We start from the raw sequence: 25,459 nt of genomic DNA on the forward strand, positions 1-25,459 counted from the left end.
TTTATCTTGATATTGTTTTTAAATGTTCGTGAATGCGAGTCTTTTTGTTTTTTATAATTAGCTATAATTTATGTGAGTTTAATATCTAAATCTAAAATTATAGACTATTTTTTATTATTTATTCATTCAAGTGGACAAATCATTGACAAATTACTATTTTAGTAATATATTATTCTTATAATGAATTAATAAAAAATTTTTGTTTATTTTTAAACATTAGGAGGATTATTGTATGGCAAAGGATTTACTATATGTTGTTCCTAAAGAAAAACACACAGAAGCTGGTATTAAAGAAGTTTTAACTGCTCACCCTGAAATTAAATTCGTATCTATCGTTGGTGTAGACCTAGCTGGTCATGATACAGATGAAAGAATTCCTGCTCACATCATATTAGATGACGTAGCATCATTCTTAAAAGGTGGTACTCAGACTGACGGTTCATCAGTTGTATTACCAGGTATAGCAACTTTAAACAATGCTAAAGTTGATATGGTTCCAGATCCAGACGTTAAATGGGTAGTTGACTACAATTACGATAATATAGATGAAGAAACTGGAAAACCAGTTGGTACTTTAAGAGTTCCTTGTTTCTTACTTCATGAAAATACTCCTGTTGATTCTAGATCAATATTAAAAGCTTCTAATGAATATGTAAAATCTTCTTTACTTGAAATATTAAAAGCTAAACCAGAATTATTAAGTGCATATGGCTTAACATTTGATGATGTAGCTGACATCACTTTTGCTTCTGCAACTGAATTAGAATTCTGGGTTAAAACTCCAGAAAATAAAGCTCAAACTGAAGAATTATCTACATCTCAAGTACTTCAAGAACAATACTGGGCTAAGACTAGAGGCGTTGTAAGAACTGCTCTTGAACAAACTTTATCACTAATGGACAAATATGAACTTGGCGCTGAAATGGGTCATAAAGAAGTTGGTGGAGTTAGAGGAAAATTTGGTGCTGACGGTAAACCATCACACATCATGGAACAAATTGAAGTTGACTGGAAATATGCTGATGCCGTACAAGCTGCCGATAATGAAAACTTAGTTAAAATAATCGTTAGAGATGTATTCCAAAGCCACGGCTTAGATGTTACATTCCTTGCTAAACCAATCCACGGTGTAGCTGGAAGTGGTGAACATACACACATGAGTATATCTTTAAAAACAAAAGCTGGAAAAGTTATTAACCTATTTGCTCCAACTGAAAAGCACTTCTTAAGCTTATTCGGTTACGGTTCATTAATGGGTATATTAAAGAACTACGAAGTTATTAACCCAATAGTTTCTGGAACTAACGATGCTTTAAGAAGATTAAAGCCAGGTTTCGAAGCTCCAGTTTGTATCGTTACTTCAATTGGTCACTCTGTTGATATCCCTTCAAGAAACAGATCAATACTAGTTGGTGTTGTACGTGACTTATTAAACCCAAGAGCTACTAGATTCGAACTACGTGCTCCAAATCCACACTCAAACACTTATTTAGTTTTAGCTTCAATGTTCATGGCTTCTATTGATGGTATTAAATATGCTGTAACTAAAACAGCTGATGAAATACTTGCAGAATTATCAAAACAAGCAGGAGAAGAAACTGCTTACCTTGAAAAAGATAGAGCTTACAGATCTGAAGAAGACGTATTTGAAGACTTCACAGAAGAAGAAAGATCTGCTTTATTTGGTAAAGCACCTGCTACAGTTTACGAAAACTTATCAGCATTTGATGCATACCCAGAAAAACTTGATGTTTTAAAAGCTGGTGATGTATTTACTGCAAAATTATTAAACAGCTACAAACAAGCTATGACTAAAAAATGGTTAACTGAAATTGTTAACAGAATAATCCCTTCTTACAGAGATGAAGTAAGAAGCTTTACAAAACTTCACAATCCTGAAAAAGCTGAGGATTTAGATGTTTCAAGATGGCAAGAAATTTCTTCATTAAAGAAATATATCTTCAAAGATTCTCTTTCAACTAAGAGTTTATTTACAAGAATCAAAGATGCTGCTGAAACAGATGATTTAGCAGAAGTTTCAAAACTACAAGTTGAACTTGATGCAGTTATCATCAAAACTAGAGATTTATATTCAACATACGTTAAAAACTTATTAGATATATAATATAAATGTAAATATAAGCTGATTTATTAATCAATATATTTTAAAATAACGAAAAAACTAGAAAAAGTGCTAAATCTTTTTCTAGTTTTTTATTTGTTTTTCCTATAAATCTTAACTATTTTTAGTTATAATATAGGTATATAACTTACATAAAATACACATATTACAACTATCGTTAGCGGAGAGGAGAACAAAATGTTTAATCCGTTAAATAAAGACTTTTTAACATTTAAAGACATTGAAGGCTTACTCACATATAAAACTATCGATATATTAATAGTTGATAATAATCCTGATTTCTATATTAATTTTTCTGAATTATTAAATTCTAAGAAAATAAATGAAAGACCTGTTAAAATTTCTATTGCTGAGAACTTATGTGAGACTAAAAAAATATTATCGACTAATAAAAATATATCTATAATATTTCTAGACAGTGATGAAGAGTATTTAGCTTGTGAATTGATTACCTTCATTAAATCAAAGGAGGAAATCAAACACATAAGGATTATATTAACTTATAGCGATATTTCATTAGCTATGAATTCAAAACTAGTATCCAAATATACTATAGCTGATGTTAAACTCAAAAGTGAACTTGAAAATCCTCAAATCCTTCTTTCAATTTTTTCTCACGCCCAAACCTATGAACAATTAGTTTCAATAGAATATACAAAGGAAGGATTTCATAGAGTTATTGAAAGTTCAAAGAAGTTTTTAAGGTATAATTCAATAAAAAAATGTGCATCTATTACATTGTCTCAATTACATTCAATATTAAACTTAAATAAAAATAAAGATATACAAAAATCATCTGCTTTCTTTATAAGTAATTTAAGTGGCGAGTATAGAATAATTTATGGCAAAGGTTTCTTTAAAGATTATAATGATAAAAACCCAATTGATGTACTTTCCCCTTCCCTTTATAATGCAGTACAGTTTTCCCTTTCAGAGCATAGCTGTCTATACACAAACAATTGTCTGCTACTTTATTTTAAAAGTGATTCAAATATAGATAATTTAATTTTTATAGATAATGTACCTGGACTTTCAGAATTTGATATTAATCTAGGTAGAATGTTTTGTAATAATGTTTCTATGTCACTTGATAATATATATTTAAATGACGAAATAGAAAATACTCAAAAGGAAATTATATATACCCTTGGAGAAATTACTGAAACTCGTTCTAAAGAAACAGGGAATCATGTAAAAAGAGTAGCAGAATATTCTAAGCTCTTAGCATTAAAATATGGCTTATCTTCAAAGGAAGCTGAAATTATCCAGTTGTCATCACCTATGCACGATGTTGGAAAACTAGCCATCCCCGATATTATCTTAAATAAACCAGGAAAACTTACTAATGAAGAATTTAATATTATGAAAAGCCACTCAAAAATTGGTTATGAGATGCTTAAAAATTCTCACAAGCCTCTTATGAAAACTGCTTCTATAATAGCCTTAGAACACCATGAACGTTATGATGGTACTGGTTACCCTTATGGTCTTAAAGGCGATTCTATAAGCATTGAAGGTCGTATAACTGCTGTTGCTGACGTATTTGATGCTCTAGGCAGTAGTAGGTCTTATAAAGAAGCATGGGATATGGAATCAATCTACGCATTACTCAAGGATCAAAAAGGGCATCACTTTGACCCTGATTTAATAAATATCTTTTTTGATAATCTTAAAGAATTTTTAGATATCAAAGAAAATTACGATGACCGCTTTGCAATTGCAAAATAATAAGGTTACAATAAGATGATGAAAGGTTTTAGGAGGTTTTAAAATGGCAAGTTCATATTCTTTTGACGTTGTATCTGACGTTGATATGCAAGAAGTAGATAATGCAGTGAATCAAGCAAAAAAGGAAATTTCTCAAAGATATGATTTTAAAGGAAGTCCTGTCGAAATCATCTTAAATGATGAAGATATAAAATTAACTGCAGAAAATGAATTTAAATTAGACGCTGTTCGTGATGTATTAAGAGGAAAATTCGCTAAGAGAGGGCTTTCAGTAAGAGCTCTTGACTTTGGCAAAGTTGAAAATGCATCTTTAGGATCAGCAAGACAAGTTGCTAAAATAGTTAAAGGTCTTTCTAAAGAAAAGGCTAAGGACATAGTTAAAGAGATTAAAGACAGCAAAATCAAAGTTCAAACTCAAATAATGGATAATCAATTAAGAGTTACAGGTAAAGATAAAGACGATCTTCAAGCTGTTATCCAATTATTAAAAGGCAAAGATTTTGGAATTGATCTTCAATTCACCAACTATAGATAAAAAATCATTGTAAGCATTTCTCTGTCTCTCATATCAGAGATTCACCTAACATTACTAAATAAGTTCTTTAATTCTTATAATCAAAAGCCTGTTAAATGCTGAGTATCAACATTTAACAGGCTTTTAGTATTTTATTAATTCCTATTTATAATTTTAGTAGCCCTTAAAATCAAACCTACTATCCTTCTTTTTAAGTTTATCCTTTTAATTAAGATTCTTGTCCATGTTTATTGATCTAGGCAATTAGATTTTCTTTTATACAATACACCTAATATAATACTAATACCAACTATCCCAACGCCAGCAGCCAATAAATAACTACCATAATTAGAATTTTTGCCACTTGATTCAGAAATACTATCATTAGAAATAATATTTGTAGTTAATAAATTTACTGCTTCCAAATTTTCATAATTTATAGGATATTGTAAACCATAAAGCTTTTCACTAGGCGGCTTCAAGCTTTCTTTTTCAATATTTTTTTGCATTTCTAATGCTGCTACTTTTCTAGCTTTGAAAAAATCACTTGCTAAATATGGAGTAAACTTACTACATACTTTAATATCTTCTCCATATGTAACTCCATCACTTAATGGGATTATTATTTGTTTTCCATCTTGCTCCAAATATATTGCTCCATCTATCCCATGAATCCCAGTGACAACTTTTAAATTTTTAGGATTCTTCACATTAGTAGTTTCTAATAGATTTTTTATGTTCTCTTTATCTGATAAAAATTTGATAGTTTCTTCTGATAATAAAATAGTCGCAGAACTAATACTTTCCCATCCGTTTATTGATTTTTCAGTAGCTTGTGTGTTTTTTACAAATAAAATAGAGTCTACATATTGCTTTTTACTATCTCTATATACTGCTATAATAGCATTTTCAGGATCAAGAAACTCATTTAAATCTAATCTTTTCTCATAACCATCATAAAAATCTGATGACTTAATATTAGTAAATGCATGTATCTTTATATTTTCATATGCTCTTACATCATTAGCATCTATATTTGGTAACGTATTATCCCTTTGTTTTCTTCTATTATATCCATCAATCACCATCTTTTTATCTGCTGTTACATTTGCAATAGAATCGTTAAATTTATCATTTTCCTCCACTTGAAGCAATACCTCATCAGAAGATTTGGTTATTGCATCATTAGTCTCAGCTAATACTGGTGTTGCTAATATAGATATTATCAACATTAATGAAATAACTAATTTTTTCATATATACGCTCCTTATCAATTAATTTATACTACATTCCCATTTAAAATTCCACAAATATGCAAACGAAGAATTCCTATAATCTCCGCTTATTAAAGAATCATATCTACACCATTGTTCAAAACCACGTGCAGGCCAATTAGTGCTAGTGCCTTGAGGATCTTGTAACCATACATTATTATTTGCTGTATCATAACCAGTTATAACCATCATATGACCTGGGGCACAACCAGCATTTATAGACCATCCATTATTTATTGAACCAACAACACTGCCAGAACCATCAAATGGTAACGCACTATAAGTAAGATCAAATTGAAGCGAGTAACCTGTTGCCCACGCTGTGGCTTCTCTAACTTGTGCTGCACTAGCCGTATTATTATCAACTTTTCCATATACATGTGTGCAAATATCACTTTGACTTCTAAAGTACCCCTTTGTTTCAGCTAACATTTGGGTACAGGCATCCCAACACCAATTAGAATTTTCTTGTCCTCTAAGAGGACAATTCGTAAATGATTGAGTAGCATAAGTAGCTACTGGGGTTAAGTTTACTGCTAAAACAGTAAGTAATGAACTAACTATAATCCTAGTTTTTCTTGTGTTTTTAAACACAATTGTCTCCTTTTTACTGCTAATTAATTCATTGTAATACCTTTTATGTAATTACAGCTTTACTTTAATATAAATATATATTTTTATCAATATTTTGTTAACATTTTTGTATTATTTATTCGTTTTTTTTATATTTTGTAATATAATGTAATTTTTTTTTAATAACTTTACCATTCCGATTATTTTCAAAGAAGATTATGTTTTAATTACTACTTGAAAACATTCTATATTTTTTTCCAAACATAATATATAAAATTCAAGTTACTTACTAAAGTAACTTGATTTGAAAATTTAGAACATATCTAAAAAACTTCTTAAATAATTAGAATTATAGTCATGATCACCTGTATCATAGTTGAAATAGAAGGATTCAAAACTCTCATCTACGTATTATTATTCCTCCTCTCTTGCATGTTTTTACTTTACTAATTATGTTTTTCTTCTCACTAATTAGACGATTAAAAACTAAGTTTGGGTTCATAAAATGTAATAAAATCTTAAAAATTATACTTTTCAATTAATCAACATACTTAAAAACATAAAAATACCCCATAGGTAAGACTTTCTATCGTCCACTCTATAGGGTACATCTTATTTAAAATTATCTTAGAATTCTGCTGAACCTGTTGTTCTTGGAAATGGTATTACGTCTCTTATGTTTGACATACCTGTCAAGTACATAAGAATCCTTTCAAAACCAAGACCAAAACCAGCATGCTTAGTTTCTCCATATTTTCTTAGTTCCAAATACCACCAGTAATCTTCCTTATTAAGACCTAATTCAGCTAACCTTGCTTCTAGTATATCAAGTCTTTCTTCTCTTTGGCTTCCACCTATTATTTCGCCGATTCCAGGTGCCAATAAGTCTGCTGCTGCAACTGTTTTTCCATCATCATTAATCCTCATATAGAAAGCTTTAATTTCTTTTGGATAATCTGTTACAAACACTGGTCTCTTAAATACAACTTCTGAAAGATATCTTTCATGTTCTGTTTGAAGATCAATACCCCATTGTACTGGATATTGGAATTCTACACCAGACTTTTGAAGTATATCTACAGCTTCTGTATAACTTACTCTACCAAACTCACTGTTAACGACATTATCTAGTCTTTCTTTAAGCCCTTTATCTACAAAGTTACTAAAGAACTCCATCTCTTCTGGGGCATTTTCCATAACATAGCTAATTATATATTTAATCATATCTTCAGCAGTATCCATATAATCTTTAAGTTCCGCAAACGCCATTTCAGGCTCAATCATCCAAAACTCTGCTGCGTGTCTAGTTGTATTTGAATTTTCAGCCCTAAAAGTTGGTCCAAAGGTATATACATCTCTAAAAGCTAAAGCAAAAGTTTCTGCTGATAATTGACCACTTACTGTAAGGTTTGTTTCTCTTCCAAAGAAATCATCTTGATAATCTATCTTTCCTTCTTCTGTCTTTTTAACATTATCAAAATCAAGAGTCGTAACCTTGAACATTTCGCCAGCACCTTCACAATCACTACCTGTTATTATTGGTGTATGAACATATACGAAGCCTCTTTCTTGGAAAAACTTATGTATAGCATATGCAGCAAGACTTCTTACTCTAAACACAGCAGAAAAAGTATTACTTCTTGGTCTTAAATGAGCAATAGTTCTCAAATACTCCATTGTATGTCTTTTCTTTTGCAGTGGGTAATCACTATGAGAATTTCCATGAATCATTATACTTTCTGCTTTAACTTCAAAAGGTTGCTTAGCTTCTGGAGTTAAAACTAAAGTCCCTTCTATTTCAAGCGAAGCACTAATAGCTAACTTTGAAACTTCCTTAAAATTTTCAAGGTTGTTTTCAAAAACTACTTGAACACTCTTAAAAAAGCTTCCATCGTTCAGTTCAATAAAACCAAAATTATTATTAGCTCTGATAGTTCTTACCCAACCAGATATTCTTATTTTTTTATCAGAAAAAGCATCCGTCTCTCTATAAAGAGTTTTAATTAATGTATTTTCCATTAGTTCTCCTCCCAAACAACTTATTATTATAATTATATTATGTTATTAATATTTTTAGAAAATATAAAAACCTTCATCCTCTAAAAAATAGGGACGAAGGTATATTCGCGGTACCACCCTAGTTATTACAATGAATATTCCATAGTAATCACTCAATCCAAATAAGGCTTTGGCGACCTCTATACCTACTTTTCTTTAAAATAGAATTTCGAATAGAAACTCCGAGATGTTCTTCATTATAATCTTCATATCAACATTCCAGCTTAAGTCGACTCTCTTTAAATCTAATTATAACTACTTTTCTCTTCATAGTATTTATTTTCGTTTAGTTTTACTAATTTTATACGTAAATATTATATTTTTTTTGTATTATTTTTATAAAAGAATACAATATTGATTATATTAAACAGTAGTAGCACTTGTCAACTAAACAATTCCATTTAACTATCATTTTAAATATTATAGCATATACTGTTCTAAGAAGAGGTTTTTTTATCCTCACAAGGGAGAAGTTCTTTACAAGAGAGAGACACCCTATTAAGGAAATTAATCCCTCTAGAAATTAATCTCCTAAAAGAAAAACCTCTTAAGGGAGGAATATAAATGGAAGATTCTCAATTTATTGCATGTAAAAAACATCTCGAGTCCATGAAAACCTCAAATATGGACTTAGATGATATATATAAATTAATAAACTATATGTATTTAAATGAATATTCAAAGGATATGATTAAAAAAGTTTTAACAAACGTATTTGGCCACAGTTTTCCCAACAGCTTAACTACAATAGCTCATATTTTAGTTTCTGAAAAAGACTATAACTTAGCTATGGATTATATAAATCTTGCTCTTAAGACTATTAAAAAAGATGAACTCTATTTTTTGAGATCTTTTTGTGAATATAAGCTTGGGGATTACCATAAATGTTTGAAAACAATAGAAAAACTTGATCCTGAGGAATATGGTGATGTTATTAAAGAACTTGGGCATTTAAGTAATGATAATTTAAATATAAATGTTATTTAGCTAAAAATACCGCTACTGTTGTAGTGGTATTTTTTTATTTCTTTTTGACTTAGTAAATAGTATACTGTAAACAATATGGAGAGTCGCACTTATGGATAATAAAGCTAAAAAATAAGAATACTTTCTGTATAAAGAGTTCCATACTGAAATTTCTAATTTTATCTATACTAAATTAGCGAAATACCTAGATAGTGTAAGTATTTTAAGTTTAATGCTTTTTTAAAAACAACTGGAATAAGTTAAAATTTTATTTTGGAACCCTATAGAAAATAAAAAAGTTTAGGAGATACATTAATGTCAGAATATAAACTAGTTGCTACTGCAGCCTTTGGTTTAGAAGCAGTAGTTGCAAAAGAATTAAAAAATCTTGGTTTTAAGGATCTAGAAGTGGAAAATGGTAAAGTTACTTATATCTCAGATGTAGAAGGAATAATCAAATCAAATCTATGGTCTAGATGTGCCGATAGAATACATATTTGTATAGGAGAATTTACCGCAACTTCTTTTGAAGAACTATTTGAAAAGGTTAAAGCTCTACCTTGGGAAGATTACATGCCTGAAGATGCAAACTTTATAATTAATGCAAAATCAGTTAAATCTACATTATTTAGTTTATCTGATATTCAATCAATTTCAGAAAAAGCTATTATTGAAAAACTTAAAGAGAACTACTCTGTAACTTGGTTTTCAAAATCTGGTGCAAAATACCCTATATTGGTTAGTATTCTTAAAGATAAGGTAACTGTACTTTTAGATACCAGTGGTGTTGCACTTCATAAAAGAGGTTACCGTGAAGATGCAAATATGGCTCCACTAAAGGAAACCATGGCTGCAGCTTTAATAAATATATCTGGTTGGACTCCTGATAAACCTTTTATGGATCCATTCTGCGGTTCAGGAACAATTGCTATTGAGGCTGCAATGATAGGACTTAATATAGCTCCTGGTCTAAGCAGAAAATTTCTTTGTGAAGAATGGGATATATTCCCTAGTGACTTATGGAAAGCTGCAAGAAAACATGCGTATTCTGCTATTGATTACGATAAAACCCTTGATATAAGCGCTTCAGATATAAGCGGAAAGCTTGTTCAACTTTCAAAAAATAACGCTGAAAAAGCACGAGTAGACGATTATATAAACTTTAGAGCTATGGATGTGAGAAAATTAAACACACTAACTCCTAGAGGCACTCTTATATGCAATCCTCCATACGGAGAACGTCTTGAAGAGAAAGCTACAATAGATATACTATACAAAGACATGGGCCTAGTCTTTTCAAGATTACCAAACTGGTCATACTACATATTAACATCTGACGAAGATTTCGAGAAAAACTTTGGGAGAAAGTCTGATAAGAATCGTAAGCTTTATAATGGACGAATCAAATGTTACTACTATCAATACTTTGAGAAAAAATAAAATTACCACTACAAATAGTCATAGTAGTAATTGTCAATTTATATTAATTTGATATTATCCCCTTGAAGTAGATAATCATAATAGTAAAACTATCTACTTCAAGGGGCTTTTCAATTTTAATCTCCTTGCTTATTTCCTTATCAAATTTTTAAATTGCTATAGCACCTATTAATCTTTATATCTAACATACTCTACTCTAAGTATATTGATATTCTCTCGAAGATGTACGCAAATGCTTTCTTGCTTCTTTTTTAAATTGTTCAATAGTTTCTTCCGTCTTGTTAATATCCTCTTTTGTCATTTTTGTCCTACCGGTTCTATCACAAAATGACAATAAAGCTATTTCGTCGATTTCTACTTCTTTAACCATCTGCTCTAGTTCTTGAAAAGGTAGTTTTTTCATTACAAATAATGTTTGCATATGCCATCTTACCATAGCTGCAACCTTTGTTATAAATTCTTGCTCTAAATTAAAACTCTCTAAAAATTTTATGGTTAAATCCTTCCCAACCTTATCATGGTCATAAGCAGTCCAACGTCCCTTTTTTAATCTAGTAGTTGGACCTTTACCTATATCATGGAGAAGTGATGCCCACATTAATACCCTTCTATCAGAACTTTTTTCTCTTACCTTAGCCGCATTATCAACTACCATTAAAGTATGGATAAGTGCATTACCTTCAGGATGATATTGTGGATTTTGTTCTGCCTTAGCAAGTTCGCTTATTAAATTAAATGGGCTTTCTTTCATTTTATCTGCTTTAATAATCTCGCTTAAATACTTTGATGGTACCTCATCTTCAAGGAGATGTTTCTCCACTTCATAAAACAAATTATCATTTGCCATGTTTCCCCTCCATTATGTTTTTTTCTGCTAAATATCTCTTTCATATTCATTAATTCTATATAAATTATATGTAAAATAACTGACTTTAATATTATTCTATGATAATATTAATATGTATATACGGAATTTTAGGAGGACCTATTATTGGGATTATTTACTTTAGTACCGTTGTTATTATTATTTATTTATTTTCTATTTAGATTTAATAAAACTCAACAAACAAAATCAGCTGTATACTTTTCTATCGTGGTATCAGGTCTTGCAGTATGTTTTGGTCTATTCTCTTTATTACCTACAATCCTATAAGACAAAAATGAGCCCATAATCAAGGCTCATTTTTGTCTTAATTTAATATTCCCTATATGAACGGCTATATATCCAATCTCTTCTTCTGGCATTACAAGATTAAAGTTTTCTTTTACATAATCTGCAACAGCTATTGCAACCATATAAGAGTCCTTTAATTGAGTTTTTATGGAGTCAAGAAGAATATTTTCTATTGGAAGCTTTTTATTTATTCTATCTATAGCAAATCTAAGATGCGTCAAAAGTCTCATGTAAGAAATTGATTCTCTATCTATTAAAATATTCAAATTATTTTCTATTACAGTTATCATCTCTTGTATAATGTATGCATTTGTTGCTACAGAAGATGACTTTTGATTATTTAAGGCTGCATGTATATGCATCGCTATAAATCCTACCTCTGCCTTTGGTAGTTCTAAGTTCATTCTATCATTTATGATTTCTAGCACATCCTCTGCTATGCTAAATTCCTTTTCATATAAAACCTTAGTTTCATATAAAAAAGGATTTCCTATCTTTATCCCATTCTTAATTCTTTCAATTGTGAAAGCTAAATGGTCTAACAAAGTTATATGAATTATTTTACCTAAATCACTTTCTGTTACTTTTGAAATATATGAAATGGCTTCTTCTGTAGCACCAATTAAAGAACTATCAACATTCCTATATAAACTATTTAGTTTAGCTTTATTCTCATCATCTTCAATATAGTATATTCTTTCTATTTTTTCTCTATCATAAAACTCCTGGCCTTTTACTACTGAAAAACCAATTCCTCTACCAACCATAACACACTCTTTATCTTTGTCTCTATCAAAACCTAAAATTACATTATTATTAAAAGGCTTGATAACAGTAAATCCCCTCATAACTTTCACTCCATTTGTATCATATTTTCATGATAATGTTGCTATTTAAAGTTAAACCTTTACAATTATATCATATATATTTGAATTATATAATAGAAAAACATATAATGATAGGTATCACCCACTTAAAAGTTAGATTTAAGTTTTACTTTTAAATTGTTTTTTATGAAGTATTTTTAAATAGCTAATATCCTTATGATTATATAAGTTCCAAAATTGAATCTGAATAAAAACTATATATTAAAATTTGAAAATCAATAGGTTTAATGGAGTATAGTTAGCGAGCCTTCTATATATTTTAAAATAATCTTGTTAAAAAAATAAATTAAAACCCCTAATTATCAGCACCCTGCATAATTAGAGGTTTTCAACGCTACTATATTCTAAACATAGATAAAAATCTTGTTACTATAACTTCTGTACATTTATTGCCATAGGTCTTTTATTTGTCTCTACCATATCATATTTTACGGACTCACCTTCATGAAGGTCTTTATTATGAGTCTTTTCCTTTACTTGAGAATGGTGAACATAAGCATCCATACCTTCATTACCTGAAATAAATCCATAACCTCTTTCATTATCAAACCATTTAACTACACCTGTATATGTGCTCATTTAAATCACCTCCAACTTTATTGTTTACTCTTTTATCTTCTTAGATACTATTAAACTTCTGATATTACTACTTCTTTTTCCCTAAAATGTTTCTTAAATCAAAGTTCGTCTTATTAAAAAAATTCAAACTTTCATTATTATTATCTGCATATACTATACTTGCTAAATATAGCTAAAGAAAAAATGCCTTGAAACACTATGGTCTCCAAGGCATCAAATGATATATAAGGCTATTCTTTTTTGTATTTTCTTCTAGGATTTTAAAGGCCTTTGTTTCTTCTATTATGACCTTTAAGAAAGCATCACTGCATTTCATTTCTTCATTTATATAATTAATTGTTGAGGAGGCTTCATTTTTATGAACTATACAGCTATAGCTGTGCAATTCTTTAGCTAAAGTTGTGTGCATTGGCGAGAAGCTTAAAATTACTAAGGTAAATAATAATACTAATCTTTTCATCAAATCACCTCTTTAGCAATTATTATTAACAATTATAAAGATTATTATGTATTTACTTTATCAAATTTATTACTACTCTTTAATTCGCATATCATTCTTTTAATAAGTTCTTTTTTCTCTAACGCATAACATGCCTTAGGTGTCTTTTTTAAAATTTCTTCAAGCACTATTAACCCTTCTTTATATAGACTTAAAGCTTTTTCTACATCATTCATTTTTGAATAAATCTCTGCTTTGTGTATAAGTATTTCTGCTTTTCCATCGTAAGCATACAAATAGTCAGGTTGTATACCTATAGCCTCTGATGAATATCTTAGAGCTTTATCATATAGTTCAAGTGATTTAAAATAATTCATTTCCTTCTCATATGATTTTCCTAAAATCATATACGCTCCACCCATTGAATGAATAGCTGATACGTCTTTAGGCGATAATTCTAAAGCCTTCATAAAACCTTCTTCACACTTATAAAAGGTCTTTTCTATTTGTTTTTTTTCTGAACCATCATTTACTAATTGCCTTAATAAACCTCTTGCAGCAAACCCAATTTTCTTATATGTATCAATATTTTCACAGGATTTTTCTTTGGAGTACTCATAACTCTCTAACGCTCTTCGATAACTATGCTTGGCGTTCTCACTTTTACCTATTTCAACATAATATTCAGCAAGACGCTTATATACCATTCCCTTATTATTTAATAAATAAATTAAATCCCAACCTTCTTCCTGGTGTAATTCATGTTCATTAATTATATAATCATAAATTTTAATTGCTTTCTTGTATAATTTCCCAGATATTGAGTAATTCCGCATCCTTTCATTCACTTCACCTAACTTTTCAAGAGCATCTGCTTTATAGCTTAGTAATGTGTATATATGATATTTTTCCTTCAGTAAATCTTCAATTTCTAAGACAACCTTATTGTAAATATCTAATGCATCTTCATATTCTGATAAATATACTTTTAACTTTCCATAATTAATTAATATTTTAATCTTTGCTATTGAATTATATATATCAAGATTCTCTCTCCTAAGCTCGTTATAATTACTTATATATTTCTGAAAATATTTTTCTGACTCTTTGTCTTTATAAGTATCCTTATAAAGAACTGCTAATAAACCAATTATACTCAAATTTTCAGCTTTATCCACATGTATTTCAGCATATTTAAGAATTTCTTCAGCTTTTAAATAGCTACCTAAACTAATATATATCTTTCCCAATCTATAAGAAGATTGTGCAAGCAAAAATGAAAAATTATGTATATTAGTTTCATCTTTAACTTCTTGAAAAAACTTTTCATATAAATGCTTTAAAAACAATATATTTCCCATTTTAAAAAAATAGTCCGATTTATCAAGAAACCATTCCCCAAATTCGTCTTTTTTCAAGAACTTACTTCCATGATAATATGCTTCATTAAGATATATCTCTTGGGTCTTGTCAGCAACATTCTTTAATTTTTTTGAATAATACTTAAACATAACTTTATGTACTTCTATTAATTGTTCGTTTTTTTGATATTCATTAAGACTTTTTCGCATCAAAGAATGCATTTCCCATGTATCCTTCAATGCCCTTTCACTTATAAATGAAAAGTTACAAAATTCATCCAATCCCATTATAGGATATCCAGTATTATACTCCTTTATTAACAACTCAAATATTTCACTATTCCAAAACCTTGGAACAGAAAGAACTTTTAACGTCTCTCGTTCATGATATTGTAGATACTGCATAAATTTTTCGAATAGTTGTATTTTATTATTGTTAAGAAAATCTTCTTTCGTTGGTTTTTTTCCCTTCTTTATCGCTTCATAAGTGTCAACACACAAATCTAGAAAATATGGATGTCCTTCTGAGATCTCAATAATGGAATTGATAATCTCATTTTCTTTTATACCTGAGTATACTAAAAAAGATCTTGAATCAACGTCTGCCAAAGTTCCAACTAAATGTTGTTCAATACATTCAGCCCACTGACTATTTATATCTTGCCATTTTAATTTCTCTCTACCCAAAATAACAAACAAACCTCCTGGTAAGTTTGGAATTAATACATCTCTTATCCATTCATCTATTTGAAAGTAAGATTTTTCACCTTTGTTGCTTGAATTTAACGCTTCGTATGTATCTAGAAAAATTACTATCTTTCCATTTTTCTCACTTGCATAGTTTTTTAAATCTTCCGCAAAATAAACAGGTAAATATTCTAATAACTCTTTTGGTTCTTTCAAAGACATATCTAATATATCATTTATTCTCTTTTGATTTATCCAGTCTTTATATTTGTTATTTACTTTATCTAAAACAGCAAGAATTTTTACCGGAATCCCCACTAATGGCATGTCACCAAATGTTGCTATGATATCAGTAACCAAAGAACCTTCTTCAAGAAATGGTATAGACTTTTCAGTAAAAGACATTTGAGGACTTGCTTTTTTCAAATAATACGCGTAAGCAAAATCAAATAAATTGAAACTTATTTTATACTTCCTACTTAGTTCAGTTCTCAAAAATAATAATGCATTGTCAACATCTCTATGTTGTCTAACATCAAAATCTATAAAACCCCACAGTATATTTTCATCTTTTATCTCTATTTCATGTTGTAACTTCTTCCTTAAACTACTTTTACCAATTCCGCTTACTCCGTAGTAAACTAGTACTTTTGTATCATCATTCTGTATACTGTATATACAATTCCAAAAGGCTTCTATATAATGTTTCCGATCAGTAAACTGCTTAACAGCTGTAATATGATGTTTATTCATTATTTTTGTAGGTTGTATTTTAGGCATAAACTTCTCCTTAACCCTCATATATTATTTATCTATAAAATTATACCAATACTTATAATTTATTAAAATGACTTATTAATCCAAATTTTCCATAGCAAGCTTTTGGGAAATAATCATATAATAACTTCTACTAAATAAAAAAACTTTCAGCAGATATAATCACTAAAGACAAGCCATCTCAAAATTTGAGATAGCTTGCTTCTAATTATTTAGCTAAAGTAGCACTTGTACTATTATCCTTATATACAGCTCTTAAAACAAATTTAACTAATTCATTTACAATTACAACCGTTGATGCTAAAAGCAATATCTTAGCCCAAATGATAGGACTTAAAGAAACAGCATTAAAGAAGTCCTTTAATATCTCAGTAAAGAAAATCTGTGCAACTGCAGTTATTCCTATAACCTTTAAAGCCATTTTATTTTTGGTAAAGTTAGGGAATATACTATCTAATCCAAATTCTCTGCTGTTGAATGCGTTAAATAAAGCACTGAAAGCAAAAATACCAAATAATGAAGTTTCCATTTCATTTGGAACAAAGCCTGTACCAGTATGCTCCACAATTTCAACTCCTAGTGGATTAAATATCATTTGAACCATTAGTAGAAGCGTAATGTAAGAAGCATTTAATATAATACTGGTGATCATTTTCTTTGTTATTATACTTGCATTTCTATTAACTGGCTTTCTGTTTAATACAGCACGTCTTACTGGCTCAAGTCCTAACGCCAGTGCTGGAGGCCCGTCCATTATTATGTTAACCCATAATAATTGTATTGTTGTAAATGGCATTTCTTTTCCTAATAGTTGTGATATTATTGCTATCATAAAAGCAACAATGTTAACAGTAAGCTGGAACTGTATAAATCTTTGGAAGTTTTCGTAAATTCCTCTTCCCCATTGTATTCCTCTTACTATTGTACTAAAGCTATCATCTGTAAGAATGATATCTGCAGCACTCTTTGATACTTCAGTTCCTGCAATACCCATTGCTATACCAACATCAGCTTTGTTTAAAGCAGGTGCATCATTTATACCATCACCAGTAACACCTACTACTTCACCAAGTTCTTGAAGGGCATTAACAATTCTCATCTTAGTGTCTGGCTTTGATCTTGCAACTATAGCAATGTTCATTATTTCGTTCTTTAATTCTTCATCCGTTAGAGTATCTATATAAGTAGCTTCTACAGCTTTCATACCACCTTGTAATAAACCAAGATCTGTACCGATAGCTATAGCAGTGTTTATATTGTCTCCTGTAAGCATTTTAGTAGTTACTCCAGCATTTCTTGCAACCTCTACAGCTTCCTTAACATCGACTCTTAACGGATCTCTAATTCCAACAAAGCCAGTAAATATAAGGCCGTCACTTGATAAGTAATTGTGACCTTCAAGTTCTGATGTGAAAGCAGCTTCTTCATAAGCCCTTGATAATTTCTTGTAAGCAAAACCCAGAGTTCTCATAGCCTTAACTTGTAGGCCTTTTATTTCTTCTAATATAGCGTTCTTTCTTTCTTCTGTTAATTCTACAATTTCATTACCTACTTGAATTAACTTACAAAGTTCAAGAAGAACTTCTGGAGCTCCCTTTGACAATAAAACTTGTTGTCCTTCTTTTTCAATAATAGTTGACATTCTTTTTTCCTTTGAACTGAAAGGAACTTGAGAAACTACTTTATTATCTTTTCTATATGTTACGTAATCTATATCTTTATGTTTTAAAAGTAATGCACATTCTGTAGCAGAACCTAAATATTTGTACTCATTGTTTTCAAAAGCTATATCAGCAGTAGAGTTTAGCATGCAGTTATCTAAGAAGAAGCCCTTGCTTTCTGCTCCACTACCTTCAGTAAACTTACCATCAACATATACTGTTTCTACAGTCATTCTATTTTGAGTAAGAGTACCTGTTTTATCTGAACATATTACTGATATAGAACCAATTGTTTCACATGCTTCTTTTTTAGTAACTAATGCATTAATCTTAGCCATTTTTTGCATTGTTATGGCAAGAGTCATGTTTACCATAGTTGGTAATCCTTCTGGAACTGCAGCAACAATTAAAGCAATACATACAACAAGTGCTGTTTTAGCTGGATTTATAGAATCTAAGAAAGGTACGATTCCTGAAGTATCTACGCTTAAAGTATTTTGTAATACCATTTTTGCTACGATAAAAATAAATAATAATGCCGCAATAGCACTTGCTGCCTTTGCTATCATTTTACCTAAATTTCCAAGTTTCACTTGAAGTGGCGTCTCAACATCATTTTCTCCAAGATTTTGTGCAATCTTGCCCATTTCAGTAGAATCACCAGTAGATGTAACTACCATAGTTCCTCTTCCATAAGCAACTAAGGTTCCACCGAATACCATATTTTTTTGCTTTGCTGGAATTGGATCTTGTATAACCTTTTGACCCTTGCTTTCAATTTCTTCAAAACCTACTATAATTTCAGCATCCTTTGATACATCCTCAGACTCACCAGTAAGCATATCTTCTCTTAACTTAAGTTCTAGAGAATCTATTAATCTTCCATCTGAAGGTACTAAATCACCAGTCTCAATATAGACTATATCTCCTGGGACAAGGTCTGATTTTTGAGTTTTTGTTACCTTGCCATCTCTTAATACTTTAACTTCTACATTTTCTGTAAGTTTTGATAAAGCTTCAGCTGCTTTTTTAGATTTTCCTTCTGTAACAATACCAATTGCTATTCCTAAAGCAACAGCACAAACTATTCCTATTGCATCAGCAACTTCACCTATTAATGCACTTATAAGTGCAGCAGCCATAAGTATAATCATCATTGGCTCTGTTAAAGCTTCTTTAATATCATCAAGCAAGCTTCCCTCTTGAGCACGGCTAAATTCATTTAAGCCATATTTCAATTTTCTCTCTTCTACAGAATTTGTAGTTAAACCAGTCTCTTCATTAACAGACAAATCTTTAAGAACATTTTCTTTAGACTCATTAAAATATTTCATAACTCTCTCCTTTTAAGTATGTAAATTCATAGATAATAGATGTAAATATCACCTTTAACCACAGTTATAGAATCCTCTCTAGAAATTATTTATTAACATCATACTCAATCGGTCCTACAAACTGTGACTACATTTATATTATATAGTATTCAATACCTTTTGTAAAGTTAATTTTCTCCTCACCTTAAAGTTATTGCATTCTAAGATAAACATATATACTTAAAAAAGTTTATAAGTAAATTTATAACACAAAGACGCATGAAAAAATTTTTAATATACTTAGAAACACTTCTAAATCATATTATAAATGTTTAAGAAGCCTAGAGCACTGTTACTCTAGACTTCTTAAAAACTTATTTATTTAACTTTTTCATGATCATTTTGCTCTTACCAAGTCTACATACTTAAATTGTAGATCATTTTTTTCATCGCAAAAAACTTCCGATTGATTTTTAACTATCCAAGCTTTCTCGTCTAATATAGGGAAATAAGCATCTCCGTCAGCCTCTCTATCCACCTCTGTAAGATATATCTTATCAGTACTTGGAAGCAACTCTTTATAAATTTGCTCTCCACCTATTATAAAATTTTCCTGATCTTCTTTAATACAGTTTTTTACCTGATTTATATCATAAAGAACCGTAACATTTTCATTATCTACTTTATAATCCTTATTTCTAGTGATTACTATATGATGTCTTCCTTCTAGAATGCCTGGGAGTGATTCAAAGGTTTTTCTTCCCATTATAATAGTGTTTCCCATTGTTAGTTTCTTGAATCTTTTTAAATCTTCGGATATTCTCCAAATTAGCTCATTATCCTTACCGATAACATGATTTTGACTTTTAGCTACAATTATACTTAACATTAAACAGATACCTCCATCTTTATAACAGGATGATGCTGATACCCTTCTAATTTTATATCTTCTGGCTTAAAATCATAGAAATTTTTTATTTCTGGATTAATCCAAATCTTTGGAGCATCATACGCTTCCTCACGTCTCGTAAGTTGAAGCTTCATTCCTTCAACTTGATTTTCATATATATGTGCATTATTAATAACATGTGTAAATAGTCCAGGTTTAAGCCCTGTAACCTGTGCAATTAAATGTACTAATACTGCATATTGAGCCATATTAAAAGGTACACCTAGAGGAATATCTCCTGAACGTTGAACTAGCATGCAATTAAGTCTTCCATCAGTAACATCCCATAAGGTCAAAAAGCAACAAGGTTGTAATGCCATATCTTTAAGGTCATCTATATTCCATAGATTTATCATCATTCTTCTGTCTTGTGGATTATCCTTTAGAGCTTCTATAAGTTTATCTATTTGTTTATACTTTGCCACTTGATAGCCGTATGCTTTTCCTATAGTCCCATCCTCAAGCATCCATTCATCCCATATACTAACATTTTGTTCTTGAAGCTTTCTTACATCATTTGATTGATCTTTATAAATCCATAAAAGTTCTTTTACAGCAGTTTTAAATGCAACGAATTTTGTTGTAAGTATAGGAAATTCTTTTTCTAGATTAAATTGAAACACCTTATGTGGTAGCTTATAAGTTGCAACTCCTGTACGATTTTGATCATAATACCCATTATCTAATATATCCTGAACAATATCCAAGTATTGCTTATCTGCTGATGACATAATAATCCTCCTCTTTAAAAAAAGACAGCAAATTGCCGTCCTATTATTAATATATAAAAAAATTATAGAAGTTTATATAGTAAATTATAGATACCCACAATAAAAGCTTGTATTATGCATAAAAGTTTTTATTGATAGAATTACGCTTCATGCTAATAAACTTAATGAATAAGTTTAGAACTTGTTGCGGGTATCTATATCTAACTCACTACATAAACAAAATGTTTTATCTCATATATCCATAATCATTTAAATCTATCATAATTAATGCTATCGTATATATAAAGACTATTATAGCAAATAGAACTCCAAGTCCTATAGAAACAAAAGACCAAATCTTAGCATTTTTTGAATACCTTTCAGCCTTCTCATAATTACCGTTTCTAACCAAGGAATCTACTTGTGCTGAATAAACTATAGCTACGATACCAACAAGATTGCAACAAAACACTGTAGAAAGTATTGCAAGCACCAAATTATTTTTAACTTCAATTCCGTTATTATTCCATCTCGGATTTACATTACCTTGTTGAAAACCACTTCCTTGTTGATTATTATTTTGTATATTAACTACTTCATTATCCCCTAAGTTACTCCCACAACCTTTGCAAAATCTAGCTTCTTCATTATTTTGTTGACCACAATTTTTACAATACAAAAAACTCACTCCCTAAACAATCAAATTTTACATAATTCATAGTGATAATCATTTAAACTTATTATGGTCAATAATACAATCTAAATAACTCGCTTCTATAAATATTAATTCAATCCCTTTATGTCCATTAAACAATTATTTCAGTTGGCGCTAGAATTTTAAATGGATAAAGATTTATATTTCTAAAAAGCCAATATAAAATGATTGTTATAAGCAACGCATAAATAACTTTTCCATTCATAGGAATTCTAGGTATCTCTTTATTAAATAAAATCTTTAAAATAATGGCAGTCATTTCATATACCATATAAGGTAATAAAGTAACCATAAGCATGTTATATCTAAAAGCTTGCCAAATATTAAGATTAAGCAAAGCATGAATTGCTCTTGTACTTCCGCATCCTGGGCAATAAAATCCTGTTATCTTTTTAAAAAGACATGGTGGAAAAATATTAACCTTTGAAGGATTAAATTTATATAGCAAAACTGCCCCACAACAAATAATTACTAGAACTATAATCGTTATCGTTCTTTGTACTTTAATATTCTTTAACTGTTCCACTTTATGTATTAAGCATAATGAAAATTAGAACGATTAGTATGTAAATAATTCCGCATATAAATGCAGCTAATGTCCAATTTTTTGCTTTCTCCGAATTAATTTTAGCTTCTTCTATATCCCCTTTGCTTAAGGCATTATTAACCTTAGCTGAATAGACAATAGCTATTATAGTAAATGGTATGCAACAGCAGAAAATAGACATAATTGCCCAAACAAGATAATCTGGCACAGACTCTGATGGCTTTCTGTCATTATTATAGTTTTTAGGCATATTAGCTTCATTATAATTTTCTTTTTTCTCAGTATGCCCTTGGTTATCTAAAGTTTCATCGATATCTCTCTTTTCTTCCGGTATCATATCGTTTTTTTCATTTTCTTTTGTGTCTTCGTCATAAACATTTAAACTTGAATTTTCTTTTATAGAGTCAAGTTGTGAGCTATTCATTTCCACATTTTTTTCAGATGTAATTTGGCTTTCTTCTCGCTCTGGAAGCTTGGCACCACATTTTTCACAATACCTTGCATCTTCAGCAGCTTCTTTTCCACATAACCTACAAAACATTTCGCCACCGTTACATAATACCTACCTTTATGTAACTTCCTCCCTTTACATTTATATTTTCATGTCGTTATTAATATAATTTAGTTATCCTCTATTTGATTATAAATGATAATTAATTTTCACGTCAATTTTTTATAAACTTTATATATCGCAAATTATCTATTACCTACTTATTTTGTGACAAAAGTATAAGAAATATTATTAATTACAAAGGTAAGAATATCTATCTTCTATTTTATCCTTATATCACTTAAGGGGCTGTAAAAGACACAGCCCCTTAGAATTTCTTTATTATTTTGCACATGCAGCTTCTTCAATATGCAAGTTCCTCTTATTAGCTTCTTCATACCATAAAGCAAAACATAGAAGAGTCCAAATTTTTCTACTATAATCTTTTTCTCCTGTTCTATGAGCATCAAGCAATTTAATAGCTTCATTTGTATTTATAAGATGTTTTGCTTCACTTCTTGCAAAAATATCTTTTGCCCATTGGTACATTTCATTTTTAAGCCATACTCTTATAGGAACGGGATATCCAAGCTTTCTTCTAGTTTTTACTGCACTAGGAATTTCTGATGCAAAAGCTTCTCTTAAAAGGCTCTTAGTTGTATTATTTCCTATTTTCTCGTATCTATCAAGTCTTGAACAAACTTCCATAACTCTCTTGTCTAAGAATGGTACTCTAAGTTCAAGAGAATGTGCCATAGTCATTCTATCTGACTTAACTAAGATATCACCTCTAAGCCATGTATTTATATCAATATATTGCATTTTTACTACGCCATCAGCACCTTTTAACTCATCATAGAATTCCTTTGTAATTTTTGTAGATATTTTTGATGGATCATATTTAGGAAGATATATTTTCTTTTCCTCTTCTCTGAAAATATTAGCATTCCCAAAATACCTGTCTTCTACAGGTGTGCAACCTCTCTCAAGGAAACTCTTACCTCTTACACCTTCAGGCATAATTTGTGATGCTGATAAAAGAGCCTTTTTTAATCCTTGTGGCATACTATCAAACATCTTTAAGGATTCGCTTTCTCTATATATTGTATATCCTCCAAACATTTCATCGGAACCTTCTCCGGATAATACAACTGTAACATGCTTGCTAGCTTCTTCAGATATAAAATATATTGGAATCGCAGATGGGTCTGCCACTGGTCCATCAAGGTGCCATAATATTTTTGGCAATGTGTCCATGTATTCTTGTGCTGACACGACTCTTCTAATGTTTTCTACTCCAAGTTCACTAGCAATTTCAGCGGCTAAATCCATTTCGCTATAACCTTCAACCTCAAATCCTACAGTAAAAGTTTTTAATGCGGGATTCAATTTTCTTGCTAATGCAACTATAATTGTAGAGTCAATTCCACCTGATAGGAAAGAGCCTACAGGCACATCACTTCTCATGTGTATGTTAACTGAGTCTTCAAGAGCCTCTCTAATTTCTTCTATCTTCTTAGTTTCGTTAGCAGGTTCAGGCTTAAACTCCACTTTATAATATCTCTCAAATCTCGGAGCCTGTCCTTTTTCCTTTATAAGCATATGCCCTGGTCTAATTATCTGTATATCCTTTAATATACTCATCGGTTCTGGAACATATTGAAAAGTTAAGTAATGTTGTAAACCTTCTTCATTAACTTTAAATACGTCCTTATCAGTATAGAAAAACGCCTTTTCCTCTGATGAGATTATTAAAGATTCATTATCATACATATAGTACAGTGGTTTTATGCCAAATGGATCTCTTACGGCATACATGGTTTCAGTTTCTTTATCCCAGATAATAAATGAGAACATTCCTCTGAATTTCTTGATTGCTTCCTTACCAAATTCCTTATAAGCACTAAGCATTACTTCTACTTCCGTGTCTGTAGTAAAAGTATAACCTAATCCTTTAAGTTCTTCTCTAATTTCTCTATAATTGTAAACCTCACCATTGAATACAATATGATATTTATCATCATTAAAAGAATAAGGTTGATGTCCATTAGCAAGATCAATTATACTTAAACGCCTAAATCCTAAAATTACACTTTCATCACTATAAAGGCCTTTATCATTTGGTCCTCTATGGGTCATAACCTCACACATAACTTTTGTCATCTCTATATCTTTTTCTTCTATAGCAGATTCTTTATACATTGCAACTAGACCACACATATTAGACTCCTTTCAAAAATGAACTCATAAAAAAACCAAGGCATATATCCACCGCCATTGGTTTAAAAATCTGTATCACTCTACTTCATTAATTATATTTTATATTCTATATTAATTTAAAATTTTTATCAACTTTATTTGAGGTTTTTTAATAAATTATACACCTATTAAAATATTGTTAAATCCTCGACCTTTAAATATATACATTGTGACAATTATTTATTCATATCTTGGCTAATAATTTCAATGCTCTT

Annotated in this window: 21 protein-coding genes and 1 other annotated feature; of the genes, 6 read left to right on the top strand and 15 right to left on the bottom strand. The window is 30.0% G+C overall.

Features of this window, described 5'->3' with window-relative positions; all coding sequences use genetic code 11:
* The first annotated feature begins 232 nt into the window (after positions 1–232).
* The 3 genes from CLOCEL_RS19385 (at position 233) to CLOCEL_RS19395 (ending at position 4,406) form a co-directional block, all read left to right on the top strand.
* Positions 233–2,125 carry a type I glutamate--ammonia ligase gene (locus CLOCEL_RS19385; RefSeq protein ID WP_010073880.1) on the top strand — a complete coding sequence of 631 codons (1,893 nt, stop codon included), beginning with the start codon at positions 233–235 and terminating at the stop codon, positions 2,123–2,125.
* 195 nt (positions 2,126–2,320) lie between these two features.
* Positions 2,321–3,871 (top strand): DUF3369 domain-containing protein, encoded by a 1,551-nt coding sequence (locus CLOCEL_RS19390; protein ID WP_010073881.1) that lies wholly within the window; start codon positions 2,321–2,323, stop codon positions 3,869–3,871.
* A 43-nt stretch (positions 3,872–3,914) separates the two neighbouring features.
* Entirely contained in the window at positions 3,915–4,406 is a 492-nt protein-coding gene (locus tag CLOCEL_RS19395; protein ID WP_010073882.1) for a YajQ family cyclic di-GMP-binding protein, read from the top strand.
* 227 nt (positions 4,407–4,633) lie between these two features.
* Here the strand turns inward: CLOCEL_RS19395 and CLOCEL_RS19400 are convergent, their stop codons facing one another.
* The 3 genes from CLOCEL_RS19400 to asnS form a co-directional block, all read right to left on the bottom strand.
* Positions 4,634–5,641, bottom strand: coding sequence for a hypothetical protein (locus CLOCEL_RS19400; RefSeq protein WP_010073883.1), 1,008 nt, complete (start codon positions 5,639–5,641; stop codon positions 4,634–4,636).
* A gap of 18 nt (positions 5,642–5,659) precedes the next feature.
* On the bottom strand, positions 5,660–6,253 hold the full coding sequence (locus CLOCEL_RS19405) for a C39 family peptidase (protein WP_010073884.1): 594 nt from the start codon (positions 6,251–6,253) through the stop codon (positions 5,660–5,662).
* A 606-nt stretch (positions 6,254–6,859) separates the two neighbouring features.
* Positions 6,860–8,251 (bottom strand): asparagine--tRNA ligase, encoded by a 1,392-nt coding sequence (gene asnS, locus CLOCEL_RS19410; protein ID WP_010073885.1) that lies wholly within the window; start codon positions 8,249–8,251, stop codon positions 6,860–6,862.
* Positions 8,252–8,337: 86 nt separating this feature from the next.
* Positions 8,338–8,570, bottom strand: a binding site (T-box leader).
* 284 nt (positions 8,571–8,854) lie between these two features.
* Between asnS and CLOCEL_RS19415 the strand changes: the two genes are divergently transcribed.
* Both CLOCEL_RS19415 and CLOCEL_RS19420 read left to right on the top strand, forming a co-directional pair.
* On the top strand, positions 8,855–9,277 hold the full coding sequence (locus CLOCEL_RS19415) for a hypothetical protein (RefSeq protein ID WP_010073886.1): 423 nt from the start codon (positions 8,855–8,857) through the stop codon (positions 9,275–9,277).
* Positions 9,278–9,571: 294 nt separating this feature from the next.
* A complete protein-coding gene (locus CLOCEL_RS19420) occupies positions 9,572–10,696 on the top strand; it encodes a THUMP domain-containing class I SAM-dependent RNA methyltransferase (protein ID WP_010073887.1) in 1,125 nt (374 codons plus the stop codon).
* 196 nt (positions 10,697–10,892) lie between these two features.
* On the opposite strand, the gene CLOCEL_RS19425 is transcribed toward CLOCEL_RS19420, so the two are convergent.
* Entirely contained in the window at positions 10,893–11,543 is a 651-nt protein-coding gene (locus CLOCEL_RS19425) for an HD domain-containing protein (RefSeq protein ID WP_010073888.1), read from the bottom strand.
* Positions 11,544–11,687: 144 nt separating this feature from the next.
* On the opposite strand from CLOCEL_RS19425, the gene CLOCEL_RS22920 reads away from it, so the two are divergent.
* The gene (locus CLOCEL_RS22920; RefSeq protein ID WP_010073889.1) at positions 11,688–11,849 is read left to right on the top strand and encodes a hypothetical protein; all 162 of its coding nucleotides are present in this window, start codon (positions 11,688–11,690) and stop codon (positions 11,847–11,849) included.
* A gap of 26 nt (positions 11,850–11,875) precedes the next feature.
* Here CLOCEL_RS22920 and CLOCEL_RS19430 read toward each other — a convergent pair whose 3' ends face one another.
* The 11 genes from CLOCEL_RS19430 to asnB form a co-directional block, all read right to left on the bottom strand.
* Positions 11,876–12,718 (bottom strand): PRD domain-containing protein, encoded by an 843-nt coding sequence (locus CLOCEL_RS19430; RefSeq protein WP_010073890.1) that lies wholly within the window; start codon positions 12,716–12,718, stop codon positions 11,876–11,878.
* Positions 12,719–13,126: 408 nt separating this feature from the next.
* Entirely contained in the window at positions 13,127–13,336 is a 210-nt protein-coding gene (locus CLOCEL_RS19435; RefSeq protein ID WP_010073891.1) for a cold-shock protein, read from the bottom strand.
* Positions 13,337–13,532: 196 nt separating this feature from the next.
* Complete coding sequence (locus CLOCEL_RS19440; protein WP_010073892.1) at positions 13,533–13,796, bottom strand: hypothetical protein; 264 nt, start codon at positions 13,794–13,796, stop codon at positions 13,533–13,535.
* A 44-nt stretch (positions 13,797–13,840) separates the two neighbouring features.
* The gene (locus CLOCEL_RS19445) at positions 13,841–16,603 is read right to left on the bottom strand and encodes a tetratricopeptide repeat protein (protein ID WP_010073893.1); all 2,763 of its coding nucleotides are present in this window, start codon (positions 16,601–16,603) and stop codon (positions 13,841–13,843) included.
* 205 nt (positions 16,604–16,808) lie between these two features.
* Positions 16,809–19,595 carry a calcium-translocating P-type ATPase, PMCA-type gene (locus CLOCEL_RS19450; RefSeq protein WP_010073894.1) on the bottom strand — a complete coding sequence of 929 codons (2,787 nt, stop codon included), beginning with the start codon at positions 19,593–19,595 and terminating at the stop codon, positions 16,809–16,811.
* A gap of 376 nt (positions 19,596–19,971) precedes the next feature.
* On the bottom strand, positions 19,972–20,463 hold the full coding sequence (locus CLOCEL_RS19455) for a dihydrofolate reductase (RefSeq protein WP_010073895.1): 492 nt from the start codon (positions 20,461–20,463) through the stop codon (positions 19,972–19,974).
* Positions 20,463–21,254 carry a thymidylate synthase gene (locus tag CLOCEL_RS19460; RefSeq protein WP_010073896.1) on the bottom strand — a complete coding sequence of 264 codons (792 nt, stop codon included), beginning with the start codon at positions 21,252–21,254 and terminating at the stop codon, positions 20,463–20,465. Before CLOCEL_RS19460 ends, CLOCEL_RS19455 begins: the two co-directional genes overlap by 1 nt.
* A gap of 226 nt (positions 21,255–21,480) precedes the next feature.
* A complete protein-coding gene (locus CLOCEL_RS19465; protein ID WP_010073897.1) occupies positions 21,481–21,912 on the bottom strand; it encodes a CD225/dispanin family protein in 432 nt (143 codons plus the stop codon).
* 127 nt (positions 21,913–22,039) lie between these two features.
* Positions 22,040–22,396, bottom strand: a complete 357-nt coding sequence (locus CLOCEL_RS19470; RefSeq protein ID WP_010073898.1) for a DUF2752 domain-containing protein — start codon at positions 22,394–22,396, stop codon at positions 22,040–22,042.
* A 79-nt stretch (positions 22,397–22,475) separates the two neighbouring features.
* Positions 22,476–23,036, bottom strand: a complete 561-nt coding sequence (locus CLOCEL_RS19475) for a CD225/dispanin family protein (RefSeq protein WP_010073899.1) — start codon at positions 23,034–23,036, stop codon at positions 22,476–22,478.
* Between the two features lie 291 nt (positions 23,037–23,327).
* Positions 23,328–25,205: an asparagine synthase (glutamine-hydrolyzing) gene (asnB, locus tag CLOCEL_RS19480; RefSeq protein ID WP_010073900.1), complete on the bottom strand. Its 1,878-nt coding sequence runs from the start codon at positions 25,203–25,205 to the stop codon at positions 23,328–23,330.
* Positions 25,206–25,459 lie beyond the last annotated feature (254 nt).

It is taken from the genome of Clostridium cellulovorans 743B, assembly GCF_000145275.1.
In the GTDB taxonomy this organism is placed as follows: Bacteria; Bacillota; Clostridia; order Clostridiales; family Clostridiaceae; genus Clostridium_K; species Clostridium_K cellulovorans.